The organism is Flavobacterium sp. (genome assembly GCF_017744675.1).
Lineage (GTDB): Bacteria > Bacteroidota > Bacteroidia > Flavobacteriales > Flavobacteriaceae > Flavobacterium.
The window spans coordinates 770759-795590 of record NZ_JAGIAV010000004.1 but is presented as its reverse complement, the minus strand read 5'-3'; the positions used below and the strand labels follow the sequence as shown (position 1 = coordinate 795590).

The following is a 24832-nucleotide window of genomic DNA, read 5'->3' as shown; positions in this document are numbered from 1 at the left end:
TAATCATCTAATTAATTAAACTAAATAAGTATCGTTATGAAACTATATATAAAAGCAATAGAAACGTATTTAATTTTAATATGTTCTTTTATCACGGTTTGCGCTTCGGCACAACAAGATCCTGAATATACCCAGTATATGTATAATACTATGGCGGTAAATCCAGCGTATGCTGGATCTACCGGAACCATAGAGGCAGCACTTTTATATCGTTCTCAATGGGTCGGAATGCCCGGCGCGCCAGAAACACAATCTTTCTCTGTTCATTCTCCGCTTAGAAATGAAAAATTAGGATTGGGTTTAAGCATTGTAAATGATAAAATCGGACCTTCCAATGAACTGTATCTTGATGGAAACTTCTCGTACTCAATAGCTCTTGGGTACGAACAAAGATTAGCTTTTGGTGTAAAAGCAGGTACGAGAATGTTAAACATCGATTGGTCTAAAGGAAGATATTACGACAATGATGATGTTTTGTTAAATCAGAACATTAACAATCAGATGAAACTAGCTGTAGGAGCAGGGGTTTACTATTACACGCAAAAATGGTATGTAGGATTCTCTATTCCGAGTTTTATTCAGAATGATTACTATGACGACGTAAAAGAATCTATAGATTATGATCGTTTGCACTACTATTTAATGGGAGGTTATGTTTTTGATTTGAATCCGAATTTGAAATTTAAACCAGCATTTTTAGTAAAAGCAGTGAGCGGAGCACCAATTACTGCAGATATATCAGCAAATTTCATGATTCAAGAAAAGTTTGTTATAGGAGGAGCATATCGAACAGATGATTCGATAAGTATACTGGCAGGTTTTCAAATATCTCCAAGTTTCTATCTTGGATATGCATTTGATTATACTGTAAGCCAATTGAACAAATACAACGATGGTTCGCACGAAATCATCTTGCGTTATCAATTTGTGAAAAATCAAAGTAAAATTAAATCTCCTCGATTCTTCTAAAACCAAAACTTATGAGAAAAGTATATATCCTATGTTTAATTTTGAGCGTTACGTTTAGTTTCGCTCAAAAAACTAATTTGAAGAAAGCGGATGCTTTGTTTAAAAACTTCTCGTATTTGGATGCTTCCAAAGCTTACGAAGAATGTTTGCAGCACATAAAAGATCCATCAGCACAGACTTTGAAGAATGCGGCAGATTCGTACTATTTTATTTCTGATTCTAGAAATGCTCTTAAATGGTACAAAAAGCTCTACGAAGTTCAAGGAAATAATCTGACTGATATTTACTATCTGCGTTATATTCAATCTATGAAAGCAGTTATGGATTATGATGAAGCAGATAAAATCACAAAAGAATATCTAAATAAAAAAGGAGATAAAACAGAGATTAACCGATATGTTGCCCAAAAGACATACATGGACAGCGTTGCAAAAGCAAAACCTCTTTATACCATTAAAAATTTAGATATCAATACCAGTAAATCAGATTTTGGAGCGACATTCTTTAAAGATAATGTAGTGTTTACATCGGCTCGTGATACAACGAAGTTTAGCCAGAAATTGTATACCTGGAACAATCAGCCTTTTCTTAATCTGTATATTGCAGAAAGAAATCCAGCAGATGGGAGTTTATTTAATGAAACAGTTTTTATTCCCAATGTCATGACCAAGTATCATGAGGCAACTGCAAGTTTTGATAGTCAAGGAAAAACAATGTATTATTCGACCAATATTGTAAAGAAAAACAAATTGGTTGTTGATGATGCCAGAGTGAATAACTTTCAGATTGTTAAAGGCTCAATTGTCAATAATAAATTAGAAAATCCGGAAAAAGTATTTTTTGATAGCGATGATTATTCTGTAGGTCATCCATCATTAAGTGAAGACGGACAACTGCTTTTCTTTGCTTCAGATATGCCAGGAGGCCAAGGCGAGACAGATTTATACATGGTGAAAATTGCAGCAGATGGAACCATGAGTTCGCCTCAAAATCTCGGTCCAACTATTAACACAATCGGTAACGAAGTATTTCCATTTTACCAAAACGGAGTTTTATATTTTTCGTCTGATGGACATTACGGTTGGGGAGATTTAGACGTTTATGAAAGCAAGCTTTTGCCTAACGGAACTTTTTCTACACCAAGAAATCTTGGAGCGCCTATTAATAGCAACAAAGATGATTTCTCTTTTATAATTGATAAAACAGATGCCTACGGTTATTTTTCTTCAAACAGAGAAGGAGGAAAAGGCGATGATGATATTTATTCTTTTGTAAAAGGAAAACCAGTTTGCAACCAAAGCATTTCTGGAATGGCTATCGATCGCAAAACGAAAAGACCTTTAACAGATGTTACCATAATGGCGTATAACTCGTTTAGCGAAATTTTGGGTGAAACCAAAACAAATTTTGACGGAAAATATGCGATTGAAGTTCCTTGTAATAAAACAATCAAAATGATTGCCGCAAAACCAAACTACAGTAGTGACGATAAAACAGTAGAAACGACTACTCAAAATGGCGGCGAAATAAAAGACGTAAATTTTGAATTGAGCAATTATGATGATTTGGTTGTTAAAAAACAGGGAGTTGAGAAAGTTGATGTAAACCCAATTTATTTCGATTATGACAAGTATGATATTACGCCAAAAGCAATCGAAGAATTGTCTAAAGTGGTTTTCATTATGCAAAAATTCCCAAACATTAAAATTAAAATCGAATCGCACACCGATTCGCGCGGAAAAGACTCTTATAACCTAAAACTTTCAGACAATAGAGCAAAATCTACTCGTGATTACATTCTTTCACAAGGCATAGAAGCTTCTAGAATTGAGAGCGCCATAGGTTATGGAGAAACCCGATTGGTAAATAGATGTAAAAATGGTGTAAAATGTTCTGAAGAAGAGCACTTGCAAAATAGACGTTCAGACTTTATCATTATTCAAAAATAATTTTATATTCATGCTTCTAAAATACTGATTACTAGTAGTGAATATAAAACGGTGAAACCATTTGGAAGTTGGTTTTTTTTAATTCTTTTTTAAGAATAATGGACAAGGAGAAAATCAGGCTGCATAAATGTGCAGTCTGATTTTTGATTTTCTAAAACTTTAATTTTTTCTGTATTTGAACAAAAATAAATTCTAATTTTGATACTCAGTTTTTCATTATTATAATCTGCAATTTTATACTATTTTATGAGCATTCAAGAGACCATTCAAGCATTACGAAATGAACTTAATCAGCACAACTACAATTACTATGTGTTAGACAATGCCACAATTTCAGATTATGAATTTGATATTAAGCTAAAAGAGCTTCAGGATTTAGAAAATAAACATCCAGAGTTTTTTGATGAAAACTCGCCAACGCAGAGAGTAGGTGGAGCAGTTACCAAAAATTTCAAAACAATTGCACACCAGTACAGAATGTACTCTTTGGACAATTCTTATTCTAAAGAAGATCTTTTAGATTGGGAAAACCGTATCCAGAGAGTTTTAGGAAACGTAAAGTTGCAATATACCTGCGAATTAAAATACGATGGTGCCTCAATAAGCATTACATACGAAAACGGAAAACTAGTTCAAGCTTTAACACGTGGAGACGGTTTTCAGGGAGATGAAGTAACGACCAATATTAAAACCATAAAATCGGTTCCGTTACATTTGAAAGGAAACTATCCTGATAAATTTGACATTCGTGGAGAAATTATTCTTCCGTTTGCAGGTTTTGAGAAAATGAATCAGGAATTAATAGAAATTGGAGAAACGCCTTATTCAAATCCAAGAAATACAGCTTCGGGAAGTTTGAAATTGCAAGACAGCGCTGAGGTAGCCAAACGACCGCTAGAATGTCTGCTTTATTTTGTGACAGGAAACAATTTACCTTTCAAAACACAATATGAAGGATTAGAATTGGCTAGAAGTTGGGGATTTAAAGTGCCAAAAGAAGCAAAATTGGTCAACAGCATGAATGAAGTTTTTGACTTCATAGATTATTGGGATACTCATCGCCATAATTTGCCTTACGAAACAGATGGTGTTGTGGTAAAAGTTAACAGCATTCAGCATCAGGAAGAATTAGGATATACAGCAAAATCGCCACGTTGGGCAATTGCTTATAAATTTAAGTCAGAACAAGTTTCAACAATATTAAAATCAATTTCCTATCAAGTCGGAAGAACAGGAGCTATAACGCCTGTTGCCAATTTAGAGCCAGTACAGCTTGCAGGAACAATTGTAAAAAGAGCCTCTCTTCATAATGCCGATCAGATTGAAAAATTAGATATTAGAATAAACGATACTGTTTTTGTCGAAAAAGGAGGAGAAATTATCCCAAAAATCATTGCAGTAGATTTAGATAAACGCCCAGAGAATTCAGAGAAAACCCATTATATTGCCTATTGCCCAGAATGCCATACCGAACTGGTTCGAAATGTTGGAGAAGCCAATCATTACTGTCCTAATTTTTACGGATGTCCTCCGCAGATTATTGGAAGAGTACAGCATTACATTTCAAGAAAAGCAATGGATATTGAAGGGCTTGGTGGAGAAACGGTTGCTTTATTGTTTAAAAATGGTTTAGTGCACAATTATGCCGATTTGTATGAGTTGAAAGTCGAAGACATTTTGCATTTAGAAAGAATGGCACAAAAATCAGCAGAAAATCTGGTAAATGGAGTTCAGAAATCAAAAGAAATTCCGTTTGAAAGCGTCTTGTTTGCGTTAGGAATTCGTTTTGTTGGAGAAACAGTTGCCAAAAAACTGGCAAAACATTATAAAAATATAGATGCTTTGGCTCAAGCCTCTTTAATGGATCTGGTTTTGGTTGATGAAATTGGAGAAAGAATTGCCAAAAGCGTTATCGAATTCTTCGAAAATGAAGAAAATAAGAAAATTATTGAACGTTTAAAAAGTTATGGAATTCAATTTGAAATTGAAGAAAAAATAAACCCAAATGCTACTGATAAATTTGTTGGAAAAACTTTTGTGGTTTCTGGCGTCTTTAGTCAATTTTCTAGAGACGAACTTAAGAAAGCCATTGAAGATAACGGAGGAAAAGTAGGAAGCTCAATTTCTGCAAAAACAGATTTTGTAGTGGCAGGAGATAATATGGGACCAGCAAAACTGGAGAAAGCAACAAAACTAAATATCACCATATTATCAGAAGAAGATTTTATAAACAAATTAAATGAAGCTTAATAAACCGTCATTAATTTTGTTCTTTTTTGCCTTGTTGTGTACAATTATTTTTGATTGGACACAGCAAGAAGTTTTTGCGACATACTCAAAAGCGATTGTCCTCCCTGCTATTTTTATTTATTATTTAATTAGCAGCGAGTTCGAAATAAAAAAAACAGAAGGCGTTATTTTTCTCTTTTGTTTTGTTGGACAAGTTTATGATTTGATGGATGTAGAAAGCTCCGAACTAGGAGGAGTGCTTTGTTTTCTGGTGGTCTATAGTTTAATTGTCACCTTATTTATTCGGGAACATGAAAGAATAAGATTATCTAAACGCGATATTCTGCCTATTTCTATTGTAGTAGTTTTTATAGTTTATCTGCTCATTTCTGTTTTGAGTCTGCAGCTTGACAGCATGAGAAAATTTATTGTAATTTATACCGTTTACGGAATTGTTCTAAGCATACTGAGCTATTTCTGTTTTGTGAGCTACATTACCAAAGGAACACATATGGCATTAATTATGTCGCTCATGGCAATAAGCTACATATTTTCTGATATCTTTTATATTTTTAATGAATATTTCTCGTATTCTATTGTATTAGTTTTAATACGAGATACAGCTCAAATTCTAGCTTATTTCTTTATGGTAGAATACTTTTTAGAAAAAGCTAGAATTCAAAAAAAGACTATACAACAATAGTTGCACTTTGGTTAGTATGTGCCTTGTCTTTATCAAAATAGAAATCGATACGGCCTAAATTAATTCCGTAGCATCCAACTTGATTTACCAGCACATCTTTTCCAGCTTTGTTTTTTACAACTGTAGGCTTGTCTAAAAAAGTGTGAGTATGTCCTCCAATAATTAAATCAATGTCTTGAGTTTGTTCTGCAAATGTCAAATCGCTAATTTTTGTCGGCTTATCTTTGTATTTATAACCTAAATGCGAAAGACAGATTACCAAATCGCATTTTTCCTGCTTTTTCAAAAGTTGTGTCATATCCTGAGCAACTTCAACCGGATTATTGTAAACCGTTTCCAGATATAGTTTTTTATCTACTAAACCTTGCAATTCAATTCCAACTCCAAAAACACCAACTTTAATTCCGTTTTTATTAAAGATTTTGTACGGTTTCACATGACCGTCCATAACCGTATTTTTAAAATCATAGTTAGAGTTGATAAAATCGAAAGTCGCGTGCGGAAGCTGTGCGTACAATCCATCAAGACCATTGTCAAAATCATGGTTTCCAATTGTAGAAGCATCATATTTCATCATACTCATCAATTTGAACTCTAATTCTCCTCCATAATAATTGAAGTAAGGAGTTCCTTGAAAAATATCTCCCGCATCCAATAAAAGTACATTCGGATTTTCTCTTCGAATCGTTTCAATCAGTGTGGCACGACGAGATACTCCGCCTTTATTAGGATTACGCGGATCATCAGCAGGAAAAGGATCAATGTGGCTGTGCACATCATTAGTATGTAGAATCGTTAAATGCTTAATATCGTTACTTTCAAAACTGCTCAAAGACAATCCTAAACTTAGTAGGGCAGTACTCGCTGCTGTTTTTTCGATAAACTCTCTTCTTTTCATTTTATATATTTTTTGCAGAATGCTTTGCTTGTTTTTAATATTTTTTTTGCCACCAATTTCACGAATTAACACGAATTGATTTTTCAAGAGAATTCTAAAATTTGTGCAAATTTGCTTAATTGCTTCGCCAGTTCGCTATCGCTCGGGTCGTGGCAGACTCCATTATTTATTCCTCTGTGATTCTAATATTTTTTGGAGCCACAACAGTGTCTACTTCTTTAAAATAATCAATCAATACATCTCTAAGTTTGTAGTTTAAGTCAAACTTCTGAGTGCTTTTTGCAAAGAAAGCCATATTATCGCCTCCATTTGCTAAATAATCATTTGTAGCAACGTAATACGTTTTGTTTACATCAAGAGGTTTACCTTGTACCATGATATTTTTTGCCTTATTGTCTTTAGTAATTGTAAAAGTCATTCCAGACAATGGTTGAGGTTTTTTCTCCTTAATAATATAAGCAGCAATATCTAAGATTTGTTCCCCTTTTAAAGCCATAACAACCAAACTGTTTTCAAAAGGCATAATTTCGAAAGCCGATCTTGTTGTAACATTTCCTTTAGGAAGAATAGCACGAATACCGCCATGATTTAAAAGACAGATATCAATATCTTTCTTTTCGCGAGCGTTAAAAACGATGTTTCCTCTTTGTACGCAAACATCAGCCAATAAACTCCCAATGCCAGTTTGCCATTTTCCTGTGCTTTTGTCAAGTGTTTCAGGACAATAAGCCAATACATTATCCAAATCCTTATTAATGTGATCGCGATAAGGCTTAATAAAGTTTTCAATTTCAGCAGTTTCTCCAGTCTTTTCAGTAACAGGGAGTTGTTTTCCTTCAATTTTAGTTAAATTGTAGTTTTTCGAACTACATGAAGAGATTAAAAAAAGTGTTAAGAATATAACAAAAAGTTTTAAAAATCCGTTATACTTTTTTAGTTTTACCATTTTAAATGCAACTTAAATAATTAATTTTGTAATTGGTAAAAGTACTATGTTTTTGAATTATATAAAGGAGTTTTTTGTAAAAAAATCATTAAATGTTAATTTAAATAACGAAAAAAACGAAGTATTTACTAAAAACGTTCAAACAATTGGTTTATTGATAGATGAGAGCAATTTTGAACATTCGGAAGCACTCCTGAAAGAGCTAACAAGCTATGGAATTGCTGAAGAAAATATAAAAGTTGCAGCGTACAGAGGAAAATTTAAGAAAAAAGAAAGCTATTCTCGTCCAACTTTTGGTAAAAAACACATCAATTGGAGAGGCAGAATTACAGAAGATTTCTTGAATGAATTTGTAAATTCAGAATTTGATCTTTTGCTGAGTTATTATAATGTCGAAAACAGTATTTTGATGTTACTTACAAGCCAGTCAAAAGCTAAATTTAAAGTCGGATTTTCTGCTGTAGATCAAAGGCTGAATCGTTTGATGATTCATACAGAATTAGGGAACTATAAACTGTTCGTTTCAGAATTGTTTAGGTATTTAAAAAATATAAAATAAATTAATTAATAATATGCAATCATTAATAGGAACTGGTGTTGCACTTGTAACGCCATTTAAAAAAGATTTTTCAGTTGACATTGAGGCTTTACAGCGAATTGTAAACTTCTCTATAGATGGTGGAGTGGAGTATCTTGTAGTAATGGGAACAACAGCAGAAAATGCAACCCTTACAACAGAGGAGAAAGAGTTGGTTATAAAGACTGTAATCGATGTAAATAAAGGAAGATTGCCTCTAGTTTTAGGAGTTGGAGGAAATAATACTATGCAGATTGTTGAAGAGTTAAAAACAAGAGATTTTTCGGCTTTTGAAGCGATATTATCTGTTTCTCCATATTATAACAAACCAACTCAGGAAGGAATTTATCAGCATTTTAAAGCAATTGCTGAGGCTTCTCCAGTTCCTGTAATCCTATATAATGTTCCAGGAAGAACGGCAAGCAACATGCTGCCTTCGACAGTGGCGCGCTTAGCTAACGATTTTAAAAATGTTGTAGCTATTAAAGAAGCTGCTGGAGATATGGCGCAAGCTATGCAGATTATTAAAAATGCTCCAAAAGATTTCTTGGTGATTTCTGGAGATGATATGCTGGCATTGCCAATTGTATTAGCAGGTGGAGCAGGCGTTATTTCTGTAATTGGACAAGGTTTTCCTAAAGAATTTTCAGAAATGATCCGTTTAGGATTAAATAAAAAAGCGGCAGACGCTTTCAAAACACATTACTTTTTATCAGATAGCATTGATATGATTTTTGAGCAAGGAAATCCAGCCGGCATCAAACAAATCTTTCAAGCACTTGGAATTGCTGAAAACACAGTTCGTCTACCTTTAGTTTCTGTTGATGATTCTCTAGCGGCAAGACTAAATGAGTTTGTAAAAAACAGCATTAAATAATTGTTAAAGTGTTAGTATTTTAAGATACTAAAAAATTATTTTGCAGTAGCTAAATTAATAACTAAATTTGCCACCGAAACTTCGGTGCAATTTCACTTTGGCATAAATTGTCTGAGAGATTGTAATAACAGTAAGAAAATGAAAAAAACACTATTGCTTTTAATTGTTGTAACTCTTTTTTATTCTTGTGGAGAATATCAAAAAGCGTTGAAAAATGAAGATGTTGCAGCAAAATTTGAGATGGCAACAAAAATGTATGATGCCGGTAAATACACAAAAGCGATTCGTCTTTTTGAGCAATTGGCAACTTCTTACCGAGGAAAGCCTCAGGCAGAAAAACTGTTTTACATGTTTTCGCAGTCCTATTATAAAACAAAACAATATTATCTAGCTGGTTACCAGTTTGAAGCATTCGTGTCGGGTTATCCAAGAAGTGAAAAAGTGCAGGAAGCAGCTTTCTTAGGAGCTTACAGCTACTCTAAATTGTCTCCGGTTTATAGCTTAGATCAAGCAGATACTGTAAAAGCGTTAGAAAAATTACAGACTTTTATTGATAACTATCCAAACTCTGAATATATTCCTCAAGCAAATGAGGCTGTACAGAAGCTAAATGCAAAATTGGAGAAAAAAGCATACGAAAACGCTAAAGGATACAATACAATTTCAGATTACAAATCGGCTTTAATAGCTTTTGATAACTTTATCGCTGATTTCCCTGGAACACCTTTAAAAGAAGATGCATTGTTTTATAAATATGATTCGGCATATAAATTGGCAATAAACAGTATTCCTTCAAAAATGGAAGAACGCTTGCATGTTGCGCAAACAGCTTATGCTAATTTGATCAAATTTAAAAGCGATACAAAATATAAAAAACAGGCAGACGAAATGAATGCCAGAGTTGAAACAGATTTACAAAAATTTACTAAATAAAAGAAAGTCATGGATTTAAAAAAGACGAATGCTCCTGTAAACACAATAACTTACAATAAAACAGTTATTGAAGAGCCAACAGGAAATGTGTATGAGGCAATTACCATTATGGCTAAAAGAGCAAATCAAATTAATTCAGAGATTAAAAAAGAATTGACTGAAAAATTAGAAGAGTTTGCTACTTATAATGATAGTCTAGAAGAAGTTTTTGAAAATAAAGAACAAATTGAAGTTTCTAAATTTTACGAAAAATTACCAAAACCACACGCTTTAGCTGTTCAAGAATGGTTAGACGGTAAAACTTACCACAGAAGTTCAAACAAATAACAGTACAATGTCAGTTTTAAACGGGAAAAAGATTTTACTGGGTGTTTCTGGTGGAATCGCAGCGTATAAAACAGCCACTTTAGTACGACTTTTTATAAAAGCAGGTGCACATGTCCAAGTGATCATGACACCTGCTTCTAAGGATTTTGTAACCCCACTTACATTATCTACTTTATCAAAAAATCCAGTACATTCAAGTTTCTTTAATGAAGATAATGAAGATGCGGTTTGGAACAATCACGTAGAATTGGCTCTTTGGGCAGATTTTATGCTGGTTGCACCTGCTACTGCAAATACATTGTCTAAAATGGCTACAGGAAACTGTGATAATCTTTTAATTGCTACTTATTTATCGGCAAAATGTCCAGTTTATTTTGCGCCTGCAATGGACTTGGATATGTACAAGCACCCTTCAACTTTATCGAGCTTCACAGCTTTAAAACAGTTTGGAAACATTATGATTCCTGCTGAAAGCGGAGAACTGGCTAGTGGTTTGTCTGGAGAAGGTCGTATGGCTGAACCTGAGAATATTGTGGCGTTTCTAGAAGCCGATTTAGAAAGCAAACTGCCTTTAAAAGGAAAAAAAATACTAGTAACTGCAGGTCCGACATACGAAGCGATAGACCCAGTGCGTTTTATAGGAAATCATTCTTCAGGAAAAATGGGGTTTGATATTGCTAACGAAGCAGCAAGTTTAGGAGCAGAGGTGTTTTTAATAGCAGGACCAACCCATTTAAAAGCTAAAAATAGTTTAATAAAAGTGGTTGATGTTGTTTCGGCTCAAGAAATGTATGATGCTTGCCATTTGTACTTTAATGAAGTTGATGCTGCAATTGCTGCCGCTGCTGTTGCAGATTACAGACCTAAATTTGTTGCAGATCAAAAGATTAAAAAGAGTACAGATGATTTTTCGATAGAACTTGAAAAGACGAAAGATATACTGTCTTCTTTGGGAGCTATCAAAAAAAATCAGTTTTTAATCGGATTCGCACTAGAAACTCAAAATGAAATTGAAAATGCTAAGCTGAAAATTCAGAAAAAAAACTTAGATTTGATTGTTTTAAATTCCTTACAAGATAAAGGTGCAGGTTTTAAAAAAGAAACCAATAAAGTAACGTTTATTGATAAAAATTTTGAAATCGAACCTATGGAATTAAAATCTAAAGAATCTGTTGCGGCTGATATTTTGAATAAAGTAATTCTGCATTTTTCAAAATCATAAAATTTAAAATATACGCCAAAAGCATAATTTGGAAATCCATTTATGTTTGTAAAATTAAATATTAGACGATTATGAATAAGATAGTTACGCTATTAGTGTTTTTAAGCTTTGGTTTTGTGCAAGCTCAACAGCTAAATTGTACAGTAACAATTAATACAGAACGTCTAACAAATCCGAATAATCAGGTTTTTAAAACGCTTCAAACCTCTCTGGCTGAGTTTGTAAATAAAACAGACTGGACAGGATCGATTTTAAAACAAAACGAGAGAATAAACTGTTCGATGTATATTACATTGTCCTCAAACAGTTCAGATCAATTTACAGGAACCATTCAAGTTCAGTCTTCCAGATTGATTTTTAATTCTACCTATTCTTCTCCGGTTTTAAATTACAACGACAAAGATTTCAATTTCAGATATACAGAATACGAACCACTATTATTCAATCCAAGTACTTACGATTCAAACTTGGTTTCTGTAATATCTTTCTACTGTTATGTGATTTTAGGAATGGATGCCGATACTTTTCAAATGGGAGCAGGAAATCCGTATCTTCAGACTGCACAAAATATTGCCAATGTGGCACAACAAGGAGGTTTTAAAGGATGGAATCAATCTGACGGACTTCAGAATCGCTATTATTTAATTAATGATATGATTGCGCCAACCTATAGTGATTTGCGTCAAGTTACGTATGCTTATCATACAGGATTAGATGCTATGACATTGGATACAAAAGCAGCCAAAGAGAAAATAAAAAACGCCTTAATGCTTATCGGTAAATTAAATTCGGTTAAGCCAAATGCTTTTATAACTCGAGTTTTCTTTGATGCAAAATCAGACGAAATTGTTTCTATTTTTTCAGGAGGTCCAAGTATTCCAATTACAGATTTAACCGATGTTTTAAATAAAGTTTCTCCGTTAAATTCTACGAAATGGTCACAGATTAAATACTAATCTGGCCTTCTTTTTTTATCTTCGCTAACTTTAATTTTATATTTACAAAACTGCCCTATGATTACATCACTGTCAATTAAAAATTATGCTCTTATCGAAAAGCTAGCCATAGATTTTTCTAAAGGTTTTTCTATAATTACAGGTGAGACAGGTGCAGGAAAATCGATTATTTTAGGAGCTATTGGTCTTGTTTTGGGTAAAAGAGCAGATCTTACTTCGTTAAAAAATAAAGAAGAAAAATGTGTTATCGAAGCGCAATTTGAAATTGGCAAATACAATTTAAGAGATTTTTTTGAAGCTAATGATTTGGATTACGAAGACGAAACCATCATTAGGAGAGAAATTTTGCCTTCTGGTAAATCTCGTGCTTTTATAAACGATAGTCCTGTAAATCTTCAGGAACTGCAAGATTTAAGTTTGTATTTGATTGATATTCATTCGCAACAGCAAACACAGGAATTATCAGATGAAAATGTACAGTTTAAAATTATTGATGCGATCGCTAATAATGCTGAAGTAATTGCGGAGTATCAAAAACTGCTGAAGTCTTATAAATCAGATAAATCAAAGTTAAATGCGTTGCTGAAAAAACAAAGCGACGCAGGAAAAGAGCAAGAATACCATACCTTTTTGTTGAATGAATTGGTGGCGGCTCAATTAAAATCTGGCGAACAGGAAGAATTAGAATCTGACTATGAAAAGCTGAATAATGTTGAGATTATTAAAGAATCTCTAGATAAATCTTTGGCAATTGCAAACGAAGAGCAGTTTGGTGTTTTTCATAATTTGAATGAAATTAAAAATGCATTGCAAAAAGTAGCTCCTTTTTCTGTTGAATATCAAAATTTATTTGAAAGAATAACAAGTCTAACGATTGAATTTGACGATGTTTCTAAAGAATTGCAAAGCTGTTCAGAGAAATTGTTAAATGATCCAGCTCAATTAGAACTTATAAATCAAAAACTGCAGTCAATTTATAATTTACAGAAAAAACATCAGGTAAGTTCTGTAGATGAATTGCTTCAAATACAAGCAGATTTAGGAAACTCTTTGCTAGAGCTGGATAATATGGATGAAGAAATCGCTTCATTAACTAAAATTATCGAAGAAAAAGCATCAGAATTAGATCATTATGCTTCTAAAATACATGGAAATAGAGTTAATGCAATTCCGAATCTATCAGCACAATTGGTTGCTATTTTAGAAACATTAGGAATGCCAAATGCTCGTTTTAATATGGAATTGCAACCTTCCGAAACCTATTTCCAAAACGGAAAAGACGAATTGCAATTTTTATTCTCTGCCAATAAAGGAACCGATTTTGGTTTGCTGAAAAAAGTGGCTTCTGGTGGAGAGATGTCGCGTATTATGCTTGCTGTGAAAGCTATTTTGGCTAAATATTCAAAACTGCCAACTTTAATATTTGATGAAATTGACACTGGGGTTTCTGGAGAAATTGCGATTAGAATGGGGGAGATCATGAAAGAAATGAGCACAACGATGCAGATATTTGCAATTACCCATTTACCGCAAATTGCGGCAAAAGGAGAATCTCATTTCAAAGTTTCTAAATCTACAGTTGGCAACGATACGCTTTCAGAATTAAAGCTTTTATCGCAAGAAGATCGAATTATAGAAATAGCTCAAATGTTATCAGGAGCAAATATTTCTGATTCTGCCTTAAATCACGCAAAAGAATTATTGAATTAAAATATAGAAATGGAGAGTTTGAGTTTTTACGAAAATCAATTTATAAAAGCAGATTCATTAATTTCTGAAGGAAATTCAGCAGATGCAAAAGAATTGCTCGAAGAAATCTTATCCCAATATCCCGATTTCGGCAAAGCACATAATCATTTGGGATGGATTTACTACAATAAACTTACAGATTACGAAAGAGGGATTTATCACTATAAATTGGCGATGAAATTTGATCCTAAATATCCTGCACCTTATTTAAATTATACTTATTTGCTTATCGATATCGGCCGTTATGCCGAAGCAAAAGAGCATATTGAATTTACGATAGCAAATTTAGAAAATGCAGATAACTCTTCTTATAACAGTGAATTAGGTAGAATGGCGGAGTATGAAAACCAATATACGGCTGCTTACAACTATTATAAGGAGGCTATGAAAAATGCATTAAACCCAAATTTTATTGACAATATGAAGGCCAATATGAAAAGGGTTAAGGATAAAATGTCTATTTTTGAAAAATTAAAACTGAAATTGAAATAATACAAAAAAAATAATTGCAAGATGATTATAGAACCTAGAATGAGAGGATTTATTTGTTTGACTGCCCACCCAACGGGAGCTGAGCAAAATGTAAAAAATCAAATCGAATACGTGAAATCTAAAGGAGAAATCGCTGGGGCTAAAAAAGTTTTAGTTATTGGCGCTTCTACAGGTTTCGGATTGGCTTCAAGAATTACTAGTGCTTTTGGTTCTGGTGCATCAACAATTGGAGTGTTTTTTGAAAAACCACCAGTTGAAGGAAAAACAGCTTCTCCAGGATGGTATAATTCTGCAGCATTCGAAAAAGAAGCTCACAAAGCAGGTTTATATGCAAAAAGTATCAACGGTGATGCGTTTTCAAACGAAATTAAAAGAGAAACTCTAGATCTAATTAAAGCAGATTTAGGACAAGTAGATCTTGTAATTTACAGTCTAGCGTCTCCAGTACGTACAAATCCAAATACAGGTGTTACACATCGTTCAGTTTTAAAACCAATCGGACAAACTTTTACAAACAAAACAGTTGATTTCCATACAGGAAAAGTTTCAGATGTTTCGATTTCTCCAGCAAACGAGGAAGATATCGAAAATACTGTAGCAGTTATGGGAGGTGAAGACTGGGCAATGTGGATTGACGCTTTGAAAGCTGAAAATTTGTTGGCAGAAGGTGCTGTAACAGTTGCTTATTCTTATATCGGGCCAGCATTAACTGAAGCAGTTTATAGAAAAGGAACTATCGGTCGTGCAAAAGACCACTTAGAAGCAACTGCATTTACTATCGAAGATTCATTGAAATCTATCGGAGGAAAAGCGTATGTTTCTGTAAATAAAGCTTTGGTAACTCAAGCAAGTTCTGCAATTCCTGTAATTCCATTATACATCTCTCTTTTATACAAAATCATGAAAGAAGAAGGAATTCACGAAGGATGTATCGAGCAAATTCAGCGTTTATTCCAAGATAGATTATACAATGGTTCTGAAGTTCCTGTTGATGAAAAAGGAAGAATTAGAATTGACGACTGGGAAATGCGCGAAGATGTTCAGGAAAAAGTAGCTAAACTTTGGTTAGAAGCTACAACTGAAACATTGCCAGAAATTGGTGATTTAGCAGGTTATAGAAACGATTTCTTAAACTTATTCGGTTTCGAAGTTCCTGGTGTTGATTACAACGCAGATACTAACGAAGTTGTTGAGATTGAAAGTATCAAATAACAATATTTTACGACGTAAAACGAAAAACCATCAACCAAAAGTTGATGGTTTTTTTGTTAATATAACATATCTTTGTTAAAATTTTAAAACAGTAAAAATATACCCTTTAATAACGCATATTCTGCTATGATTTTTTCTTTAATTATACCCGTGTATAATCGTCCCGATGAAGTTGATGAGCTTTTGGAAAGTCTCACAAAATCTGATTATAATGAAGCTTTTGAAATTGTTCTTGTCGAAGATGGGTCTTCTATTCCATGTCGAGATGTGGTGATGAATTATCAAGGGAAATTAAATATCTCCTATTATTTTAAAGAAAACTCAGGGCCTGGTGATTCGAGAAATTTCGGAATGCAGAGAGCCAGAGGCGATTATTTTATCATTTTTGATTCAGATTGCATTATTCCTTCACAATATCTATCAGAGGTACGCAAAGAATTAAATGAGCAATATGTAGACTGTTTTGGTGGTCCAGATAAGGCATTAGATAGTTTTTCGAATATTCAAAAAGCAATTAATTTTGCTATGACGTCTTTTTTGACAACCGGCGGTATTAGAGGTGGTTCTGAGAAAATAAACAAGTTTCAGCCACGTAGTTTTAACATGGGAATTTCTAAAAAGGCTTTTGAAGCTTCAAATGGTTTTGGAAATATTCACCCGGGAGAAGATCCTGATCTATCGATTCGCTTATGGAATTTAGGTTTCGAAACAAGACTTTTTAAAGAAGCTTATGTGTATCACAAAAGAAGAATCGATTGGGAGAAATTCTCTGTCCAAGTAAATAAATTTGGAATTGCGCGACCAATATTAAATAGCTGGTATCCAGAACATAATAAATTGACTTTTTTCTTTCCAACTTTCTTTTTGTTTGGATTATTATTAGCTTTTTTATTGTTAATTTTTAATATCGATATTTTATTACAATTATATTTTGTATATTTCGTTATAATTTTTCTTACAGCTAGTGTTCAAAATAAAAGCATCAAAATTGGATATCTATCTGTTATAGCGGTGTGGAAACAGTTTTATGGTTACGGAACAGGATTTTTAAAATCATACATCAAAGTGATTTTATTAAAGAAAAAACCGCAAGAAGCTTTTCCGCGTATGTTTTTTAAAGTATAAGAATGACAAAAGTTATTGGTCTTACAGGAGGAATTGGCAGCGGAAAAACTACTGTTGCAAACTATTTTCAAGAAATGGGCGTTCCTGTTTATATTGCTGATGACGGTGCAAAAAGAGTGATGCAATCAAAAAATATTCTTGCTGAAGTAAAATCTGCTTTTGGTGGCAACATTTTTGATGGTGAAGTTTTAAATCGCGCCAAATTAGCACAAGTCGTTTTTAATGATAAAGAACAGCTGGCAAAATTAAATGCAATTGTTCATCCTGCAGTAAAATTAGATTTTGAAGCATGGGTAAAAGAGCATAAAGAATATGATTATGTAATGTATGAAGCTGCTATTTTGTTTGAGAGCGGCCGATATAAAGATTGTGACGTAATTATAACCGTGACAGCTCCAGAAGAAATAAGAATTGAGCGAGTTATAAAACGAGATAAAACAACCCGCGAGCAAGTATTAAGCAGAATGAAAATGCAGTGGAATGATGAAAAACGAATTTCTAAGAGCAATTTCGTGATTAATAACAATAATCTTAAAAATGCTAAAGAAGAAGTTGTTAAAATTCTTAAAATTTTAAATATAAAACAAAAACAGTCTTAAATGTTAATATTTGGTTAATGTATTATTTAGTATATTGTTAAAATATTAATTTTGTTTCGATGAATAAATTATTTTTTAGAATACTTGTTTTATTGATGAGTCTGTCCTTGATAGGGATAATTCTGGTACAAGTGTTTTGGTTCAATTCTTCGTTCAAAAATAATGAAGAGCAATTTAAATACCACGTTACTCAAGTAATTGGAAATGTTGCAGATAAGCTGGAACAACAAGAAGAGTACAGTTTCTACGACAAATACAACCGTATAAAAGACAGTACGGGTAAAATTCCAAAAAAAGAAGATTTACTAGAGGTACTTTACGTACAGAGAAACACAAAGACCAATAAAACGATTGTTTATTCAAATACGTTGACATCTGAAGATTACGATATCAATGGTTCTGTTTTCAACAAAAAATTCAGCAGTGAACGTTTTAAGAATTTTAGTTCAAAAAGAGTAACAGAAGTTTATAATAATAACACCGGAATTGACAATAATAGTTTAGGACAGAGTATTATTCCTGACCTTAAAATTGAAAAATCGGGAAGTTTAGATATTTTAAATAAAGTTCAACAGCAGATTCAATATAAAGATATTGCCGCTTTGACCCCAATCGAAGGGAGAATTACAAAAGACAAGCTTTTTAAATTATTGAAGAAAGAGCTGGAAGAATATGGTGTAAAGACCAAATTTGAATTCGGAATATACAGTAGTGGTGTTCCAACAAAAATTAAATCCGATGGATTTCATTTTGATAAAGAATCCACCTATAATATTCCAATTTATACAGATAATGAAGGGAATAGCAGGTACGAATTATCAGTAACCTTCCCGCACAAAAAGAAATTCTTATTATCTGAATTATTAAGTATTACTATTTTATCAATAGTTTTTACATTAATTATAATAGTTGCCTATACAAGTGCGTTAAATCAATTATTGCGTCAGAAGCATATTTCTGAAATCAAAACCGATTTTATAAATAACATGACGCATGAGTTTAAAACTCCAATTGCAACTATAAACTTAGCATTAGATGCTATAAGAAGTCCGAAAGTTATTGAAGATAAAGAGAAGGTTTACCGCTATCTTCAAATGATTCGTGACGAAAATAAAAGAATGCATGCTCAGGTTGAAAACGTTTTGCGTATTTCAAAATTAGAAAAGCGAGAGCTTGATATTACAAAAGAACCAACTGTTGTAACAGATATAATTGACGATGCTATCGAGCATGTGAATCTTATTTTGGAAGACAGAAAAGGTACTGTAGTTAAGCATTACAACGCAGCAAGAACAACCTGTTTGATAAACGAAGTGCACTTTACAAACGTACTGGTTAATATTTTGGAAAATGCCATTAAATATTCTCCAGATGCGCCAGAGATCGAAATCTTTACTGAAAACATTAAAGATATGATTTTGATTAAAGTGAGAGATCATGGATTGGGAATGAGTAAGATAGCTCAAAAACGAGTATTTGAGAAGTTTTATAGAGAGCATACAGGAGATCTTCACAATGTAAAAGGACATGGTTTAGGGCTTGCATACGTAAAAAGAATAGTAGAGGATCACAATGGTCAAGTATATGTAGAAAGCGAAAAAGGAAAAGGTAGCACCTTTATAATAAAAATACCATTAATAAATTAAAATATGGAAAATACTAACAAAAGAATACTTTTAGTAGAAGATGACCTAAATTTTGGGGCGGTTCTTAAAGATTATCTAATGTTAAATGACTTTGAAGTTACTTTAGCTAAAAACGGTATGGAAGGTTTCGAGAAATTCAAGAAGGACGTATATGACTTATGTATTCTTGACGTAATGATGCCTTATAAAGATGGTTACACTTTGGCCAAAGAAATTAGAGAGAAGAATAGTGAAGTGCCAATTATCTTTTTAACAGCAAAATCTATGAAAGAAGATGTGTTAAAAGGTTACAAAGCTGGTGCAGACGATTATTTAAATAAACCTTTTGATTCAGAAGTTCTTTTAATGAAAATTAAAGCAATCATTCAAAGAAAATCAGCTGATACAAAAGCAGAGCAAGTACAGTTTGAATTTAATATTGGTAAATTCCACTTAAATTCAAAATTAAGATTCCTTACTTTCCAAGATGAAGAGCCAATTAAATTGTCTCCAAAAGAAAATGAATTGCTTAAAATGCTTATTCTTCATGAAAATGATTTAATGCCAAGAGAATTAGCTTTAACAAAAATCTGGAGAGACGATAACTACTTCACATCAAGAAGTATGGACGTTTACATTGCTAAATTAAGAAAATATCTAAAAGCAGATGAAGACGTTGAAATCTTAAATATTCACGGAGAAGGTTTTAGATTAGTGATAAAAAGCAAAGTTTCTGAATAATTAATTCAGTAAAAAATATAAAAGCTCTGAGAAATCAGGGCTTTTTTTGTGCATTAAACCAAAATATTTTTGATTTGTTTTGTATTGTAAATTTGACTTTAAGTAGTTGATTTTTAAAATGATGTGATTGTTTTTTGAAGTCTATGAAATTTTAGTAAATTCTATTTTGAAGAATTTTCTTTAAATAAATTTGGAAAATCAAAAAAGTATTATGAATATTTGCACACGAAAAAATTAATAACCCTTTAAAACGAAGAAATAGTGTTTGTACTTACATCGACATCTCAGAGCTTTACATCAAATGTATTTGGTGAAGCAATTCTTCGTGGCTTATTTCAATCTTAGAAATATACTTTTAGATATATAAAAAAGCCCGAAGACAATAAGTTTCGGGCTTTTTTTATTCTAGACACTTCAAAATTTTCCCGAAAATCGATTTTTAGAATTTATCCGACAGGATAAAAGGTTAGGCCTTTTTGGCTGTTAATTTAATGCACGATAATTTTTTTATGGAAAATTATACGGTAGACGAGTATGCTTTATGTACTCGTTTTAAAAGTAAAAGAAGAAAGAAAAGAGCAGTAAAAGAAGATTTTGAAAAACAATTAATTCAGTTAAGAAAACTTGAAGTCGAACTTTGGAACAAGCGTAGAGACTTGCCATTAGTTCCTTTAGAAATTCCTTATCAAAAGGGCTGGCAGCGCAATTTTAAATTAAGAGATGATGTTGCCAAATCAAGTGAAGCACCATTTTACAGTGAATTATTGGAAAAAATAAATACATGGCAGTTTTCTCCCGAAAAATCTTTTAAGAGAAAGAAAAAGAGAAAAAGGAGAAATGTTTATGTTGAAAAAATTCAAACTGTAAAAGAATTTTCAGAATGGGAATGGAAAAGTTCAAAACTGGAATTGACCGAAAAAGAAAAAGCACATTTTTATAAAAGAGAACGCTGGTGCAGCAACTTTAAACGATATAAAATTCATTATGTGTTTAACGAGCCTTGGCGCTATGTGCTTCGTGTTAGTCCTTATATGATAACGCACACCAAAATGGTCGATTCAGTTTTAGAAAGTCAGATTCAGACTCTTGACAATTACATTGTAAATCATCATCTGAGATATAAGATAAACCGATTAATACAAGGCAGATCTCATAAATGGAGTTATTATGAAAACGAAAATCCGAAAGAGATAAGCCCAATTAAAAATAAAAGCCTGCATGCTTTGTATCAGCAATATGCAGACGAAATGATAGAAAATCATGGGAAATAAATTATCGGGAAAAGACCTAATTAAGTTAGGCTTTCCAAAGAACAATTCAATAAACATCGCCTTAGGGCAGATAAATAGATATAGAAAAAGAGAAAAAAAGGAATCTATTCTAACAGAAGCAAAAGATGTATTGCTAAATCCTGAAAAATACGAAGGAAATGGAACTTGGGGAAAAGTTGCAGAAGGCTTAATCAAACCCGTTCAGGTAAGAATGCATCAGCTTAAAACAACAAGAGCGCCTTTTACCATTTTTGGTGAAAATGAAATAGATCAGCAAGCCAAATTTCAATTGTACGATTCACTGAAACTGCCAATTTCGGTTGCTGGAGCTTTAATGCCAGATGCCCATTCGGGTTATGGTTTGCCGATTGGGGGAGTACTTGCTACTGATAACGCGATTATTCCGTATGGAGTTGGAGTTGATATTGGGTGCAGAATGAGTCTTTCAATTTTTGATTTGCCTGCTTCTCATTTCAAAGGAAGAGAGCATCAACTCGAAGCAATTTTAAAAGACAATACGAAGTTTGGAATGTATGAAACACATGCTTCAAGAGTCGATCATGAGGTGTTTTATAAAAGCGAATTCCAAAATATTCCGCTATTAAAAAATCTTTTGCCGAAAGCATACAAACAATTGGGAAGTTCAGGCGGAGGAAATCATTTTGTAGAATTCGGAATTGCCAAAATTGAGAATCCAGAGAATGAATGGAAACTAGAAAAAGGTGAATATTTTGCTGTTTTGTCACACAGTGGTTCTCGCGGTTTAGGTGCTAACATTGCGAAGCATTACACCTATTTAGCAACGAAACAATGTCCGTTACCCAAAAATGTGCAGCATTTGGCTTGGCTGGACTTGAATACTCATGATGGTCAAGAATATTGGCTCGCAATGAATTTAGCGGGAGAATATGCAAAGGCTTGTCACGATGATATTCACAGAAGAATTGCCAAAGCGATCGGGAAAAGAGTAGTGGTTACAATTGAAAACCACCACAATTTTGCTTGGAAAGAAATGGTAAATGGTCAAGAATGCATTGTGCACAGAAAAGGAGCAACACCAGCAGGTGAAGGTCAATTGGGAATTATTCCGGGTTCGATGACAGCGCCAGGATTTATTGTGAAAGGAAAAGGAAATGCAGAAAGTTTAAACTCAGCTTCGCATGGTGCCGGACGTTTATTTTCGAGAGCCAAATGCAAAAGCAGTTTTACACAAAGTCAGATCAACAAAGAATTGAAAAAACATGATGTGACTTTAATCGGCGGCAATATCGATGAAGCTCCAATGGCGTATAAAGACATTGAAAAAGTAATGGCAAACCAAACTGATTTAGTAGAGGTTTTAGGAACATTTACTCCGAAGATTGTTAGAATGGATCGCTAAAAATTAAAGATTATGGAAAGATTTCAAGACGAAAATAAATGGCTGGGAAGCTTTTATAATGAGATTTTGGTTAAATGTCCAAAGTGTGAATCAAAGGCGACTGTAAAAGAAAAGTTAAAGGAAAAATGTGTATGCGGAAGATGCCACAGTATGGTTTTTGAATGCAAAAGTTGCTTTTACAAAATAAAAGAACCTGTTTATCAGTACATAGTTTATATAAAAGAATACTGCAACAATTGCTTTGAAAAATTTGAATATGAGTCACAACCATTAAAGGAGAAACCTGAGACGTATAAAACTAAATGTCCTCACTGTGATTTTCAGGAGGAATGGAAAGCTAAAACATATCGAATTAAAGAAGAATCGAAAGTAGACAATGGTTTGGCAAAAGAAATGTGGTATGATTTGCCGTTATGGTTTCAAAAAGAAGTTAACGGAAATCTGTTTTGGGCTTACAATCTGGATCACATTGATTATTTGGAAAGATACATTAGAGCAGATTTGCGAGAAAGAAACAATGAAGGAAGCTATAACGGAACTATGATTTCGAGACTTCCGCAATTTGTAAAAGCAGCGAAGAATAGAGAAAAGCTGCTTAAAATTTTAAAGAAATGGAAAGAATAATTCAGATAACAGCGGGTCGTGGACCTGCAGAATGCACTTGGGTAGTTGCCCAAGTGCTTAAAAAAGTACTTGAAGAAGCACAAGAGCAACAATTGGAAACTGTTCTATTGCAAAGAGAAGCAGGAACTGAAAACGGAACTGTAGAAACGGCTTCAATCGCTATTAAAGGAAAAAATGCCGATCAGTTTGTCAATTCCTGGATTGGAACCGTTCAATGGATTGGTCAAAGTCAGTTCAGGAAAATGCACAAACGCAAAAACTGGTTTATCGGCATTTTTGAAATCGAACAGCAAAAAAATAATTTGTTTTCAGAAAATGATGTTCAATATCAGGCTATGCGAAGTTCAGGAGCAGGAGGACAGCACGTCAATAAAGTGAGTTCTGCAATCCGAGCGACTCATATTCCAACAGGAATTGCGGTAGTGGTAATGGATAGCCGTTCGCAACATCAGAACAAAAAGCTGGCAACAGAAAGATTAATTAAAAAACTAGAAGACGAGAAATTACTTCAACTTAAGAATCACGTAGGAAAACAATGGGAAAATCAGCTGAATGTACAACGTGGAAATCCAGTTAGAGTTTTTACAGGAAGTGATTTTAAAAAGAATAAAGCGGAGAAAAGTTACAAAGGAACTCGTCAGAAACTAAAAAACGATTTACGAAATGAGCGTAATTAAAAACTTGGTCGCAAAACAGAATGATGATACGCGAATTATATGTGACCAAAAAAAAACAATAAATATCAACACATAAAATGAAAACAATTGATAAATACCTTTTTCAAGCTTTGGATAATTATCCGTTTTGGCTTGAAGGAACTATAGAATCTTTAGATTATGCTTTTTCTTATGATCCAAAAAATACGATGATTTTGTGTTTGTACGGAAGAATTCAGGCAGAACAATTAATGAATTACGAAGAAGCTAAAACCTATTTTCAGGAAGCTTTATCGATTAATATTCATGCTTTGGAAGTATATCCGTATTATTTGCAGACTTTGATTTTGAATGAAGATTTTGAAGAAGCTCAAAAATTAATAGACTTTGCTTTGACTATTAAAGGAATTAATAAGTCTGATATTTATATAAAGAAAGCCGTTATTTTGGAAGTGCAGCATAAGTTTAAAGAGGCTTTGAAAGAAATCAAACAGGCAAAATTATATTCTATTCATCATGATTATGATTCTGGAATTAGCGAAGTTGAAAAACGAGTTAAAGGTAAAATGGATTTACTGAAAAACAAAAAGCCCAAAAAGGAAAAGAAAGATTCTAAAAAGAAATCAAAATGATTTTAGATAAAAACGATGCATATTCAAAATTGAATAGCATCGTTTTTATTTATTTCTAGACAAATAGTCCCTACGGGACAATATGTTTGTTGTTAATTTTTTTTCTACCCATATTTAACTCCTAGCGGAGTTTGTACTA

24 protein-coding genes are annotated in these 24832 nt (G+C 33.1%); 22 read left to right on the top strand and 2 right to left on the bottom strand.

All coding sequences use genetic code 11. From position 1 onward, the window contains the following. The first annotated feature begins 36 nt into the window (after positions 1–36). The 4 genes from J7574_RS13710 (at position 37) to J7574_RS13695 (ending at position 5850) form a co-directional block, all read left to right on the top strand. Positions 37–969, top strand: a complete 933-nt coding sequence (locus J7574_RS13710) for a type IX secretion system membrane protein PorP/SprF (protein ID WP_290969342.1) — start codon at positions 37–39, stop codon at positions 967–969. Positions 970–980: 11 nt separating this feature from the next. After that, positions 981–2918: an OmpA family protein gene (locus tag J7574_RS13705; RefSeq protein ID WP_290969339.1), complete on the top strand. Its 1938-nt coding sequence runs from the start codon at positions 981–983 to the stop codon at positions 2916–2918. A gap of 246 nt (positions 2919–3164) precedes the next feature. After that, positions 3165–5168, top strand: a complete 2004-nt coding sequence (gene ligA / locus J7574_RS13700; RefSeq protein ID WP_290969336.1) for an NAD-dependent DNA ligase LigA — start codon at positions 3165–3167, stop codon at positions 5166–5168. After that, positions 5158–5850: a hypothetical protein gene (locus J7574_RS13695; RefSeq protein ID WP_290969333.1), complete on the top strand. Its 693-nt coding sequence runs from the start codon at positions 5158–5160 to the stop codon at positions 5848–5850. The genes ligA and J7574_RS13695 overlap by 11 nt, the downstream gene beginning before the upstream one ends. On the opposite strand, the gene J7574_RS13690 is transcribed toward J7574_RS13695, so the two are convergent. Next, positions 5837–6748: a bifunctional UDP-sugar hydrolase/5'-nucleotidase gene (locus J7574_RS13690; protein WP_290969330.1), complete on the bottom strand. Its 912-nt coding sequence runs from the start codon at positions 6746–6748 to the stop codon at positions 5837–5839. The genes J7574_RS13695 and J7574_RS13690 overlap by 14 nt on opposite strands. A gap of 166 nt (positions 6749–6914) precedes the next feature. Continuing rightward, entirely contained in the window at positions 6915–7694 is a 780-nt protein-coding gene (locus J7574_RS13685; RefSeq protein ID WP_290969328.1) for a 5'-nucleotidase C-terminal domain-containing protein, read from the bottom strand. Positions 7695–7740: 46 nt separating this feature from the next. Here J7574_RS13685 and J7574_RS13680 point away from each other — a divergent pair, with 46 nt between their 5' ends. The 18 genes from J7574_RS13680 (at position 7741) to J7574_RS13595 (ending at position 24693) form a co-directional block, all read left to right on the top strand. Then, entirely contained in the window at positions 7741–8253 is a 513-nt protein-coding gene (locus tag J7574_RS13680; RefSeq protein ID WP_290969325.1) for a hypothetical protein, read from the top strand. Positions 8254–8266: 13 nt separating this feature from the next. Further along, positions 8267–9148, top strand: coding sequence for a 4-hydroxy-tetrahydrodipicolinate synthase (gene dapA / locus J7574_RS13675; protein ID WP_290969322.1), 882 nt, complete (start codon positions 8267–8269; stop codon positions 9146–9148). A 138-nt stretch (positions 9149–9286) separates the two neighbouring features. After that, positions 9287–10081: an outer membrane protein assembly factor BamD gene (locus J7574_RS13670; protein WP_290969320.1), complete on the top strand. Its 795-nt coding sequence runs from the start codon at positions 9287–9289 to the stop codon at positions 10079–10081. Positions 10082–10090: 9 nt separating this feature from the next. Then, positions 10091–10408, top strand: a complete 318-nt coding sequence (locus tag J7574_RS13665; protein WP_008463064.1) for a DNA-directed RNA polymerase subunit omega — start codon at positions 10091–10093, stop codon at positions 10406–10408. Between the two features lie 7 nt (positions 10409–10415). Further along, positions 10416–11630: a bifunctional phosphopantothenoylcysteine decarboxylase/phosphopantothenate--cysteine ligase CoaBC gene (gene coaBC / locus J7574_RS13660; protein ID WP_290969281.1), complete on the top strand. Its 1215-nt coding sequence runs from the start codon at positions 10416–10418 to the stop codon at positions 11628–11630. A 71-nt stretch (positions 11631–11701) separates the two neighbouring features. Beyond that, positions 11702–12586, top strand: coding sequence for a DUF4835 family protein (locus tag J7574_RS13655; RefSeq protein WP_290969279.1), 885 nt, complete (start codon positions 11702–11704; stop codon positions 12584–12586). 57 nt (positions 12587–12643) lie between these two features. Next, positions 12644–14296, top strand: a complete 1653-nt coding sequence (recN, locus tag J7574_RS13650; RefSeq protein ID WP_290969277.1) for a DNA repair protein RecN — start codon at positions 12644–12646, stop codon at positions 14294–14296. A 9-nt stretch (positions 14297–14305) separates the two neighbouring features. Then, entirely contained in the window at positions 14306–14827 is a 522-nt protein-coding gene (locus tag J7574_RS13645) for a tetratricopeptide repeat protein (protein WP_290969274.1), read from the top strand. A gap of 21 nt (positions 14828–14848) precedes the next feature. Further along, positions 14849–16039, top strand: coding sequence for an enoyl-ACP reductase FabV (gene fabV / locus J7574_RS13640; RefSeq protein WP_290969271.1), 1191 nt, complete (start codon positions 14849–14851; stop codon positions 16037–16039). A gap of 126 nt (positions 16040–16165) precedes the next feature. Continuing rightward, positions 16166–17164 (top strand): glycosyltransferase, encoded by a 999-nt coding sequence (locus tag J7574_RS13635; RefSeq protein ID WP_290969268.1) that lies wholly within the window; start codon positions 16166–16168, stop codon positions 17162–17164. Positions 17165–17166: 2 nt separating this feature from the next. Next, the gene (gene coaE, locus J7574_RS13630) at positions 17167–17763 is read left to right on the top strand and encodes a dephospho-CoA kinase (protein WP_290969265.1); all 597 of its coding nucleotides are present in this window, start codon (positions 17167–17169) and stop codon (positions 17761–17763) included. Between the two features lie 59 nt (positions 17764–17822). Further along, entirely contained in the window at positions 17823–19409 is a 1587-nt protein-coding gene (locus tag J7574_RS13625) for a sensor histidine kinase KdpD (RefSeq protein ID WP_290969261.1), read from the top strand. 3 nt (positions 19410–19412) lie between these two features. Beyond that, positions 19413–20129, top strand: a complete 717-nt coding sequence (locus J7574_RS13620; RefSeq protein ID WP_095927693.1) for a response regulator transcription factor — start codon at positions 19413–19415, stop codon at positions 20127–20129. 509 nt (positions 20130–20638) lie between these two features. Next, positions 20639–21400 (top strand): hypothetical protein, encoded by a 762-nt coding sequence (locus J7574_RS13615; protein ID WP_290969255.1) that lies wholly within the window; start codon positions 20639–20641, stop codon positions 21398–21400. Then, the gene (locus J7574_RS13610) at positions 21390–22781 is read left to right on the top strand and encodes an RtcB family protein (protein ID WP_290969252.1); all 1392 of its coding nucleotides are present in this window, start codon (positions 21390–21392) and stop codon (positions 22779–22781) included. The genes J7574_RS13615 and J7574_RS13610 overlap by 11 nt, the downstream gene beginning before the upstream one ends. 12 nt (positions 22782–22793) lie before the next feature. Further along, the gene (locus tag J7574_RS13605; protein WP_290969249.1) at positions 22794–23405 is read left to right on the top strand and encodes a hypothetical protein; all 612 of its coding nucleotides are present in this window, start codon (positions 22794–22796) and stop codon (positions 23403–23405) included. Beyond that, a complete protein-coding gene (prfH, locus tag J7574_RS13600; RefSeq protein WP_290969247.1) occupies positions 23393–24082 on the top strand; it encodes a peptide chain release factor H in 690 nt (229 codons plus the stop codon). The genes J7574_RS13605 and prfH overlap by 13 nt, the downstream gene beginning before the upstream one ends. 77 nt (positions 24083–24159) lie before the next feature. After that, positions 24160–24693: a hypothetical protein gene (locus J7574_RS13595; RefSeq protein WP_290969244.1), complete on the top strand. Its 534-nt coding sequence runs from the start codon at positions 24160–24162 to the stop codon at positions 24691–24693. Positions 24694–24832: the final 139 nt, after the last annotated feature.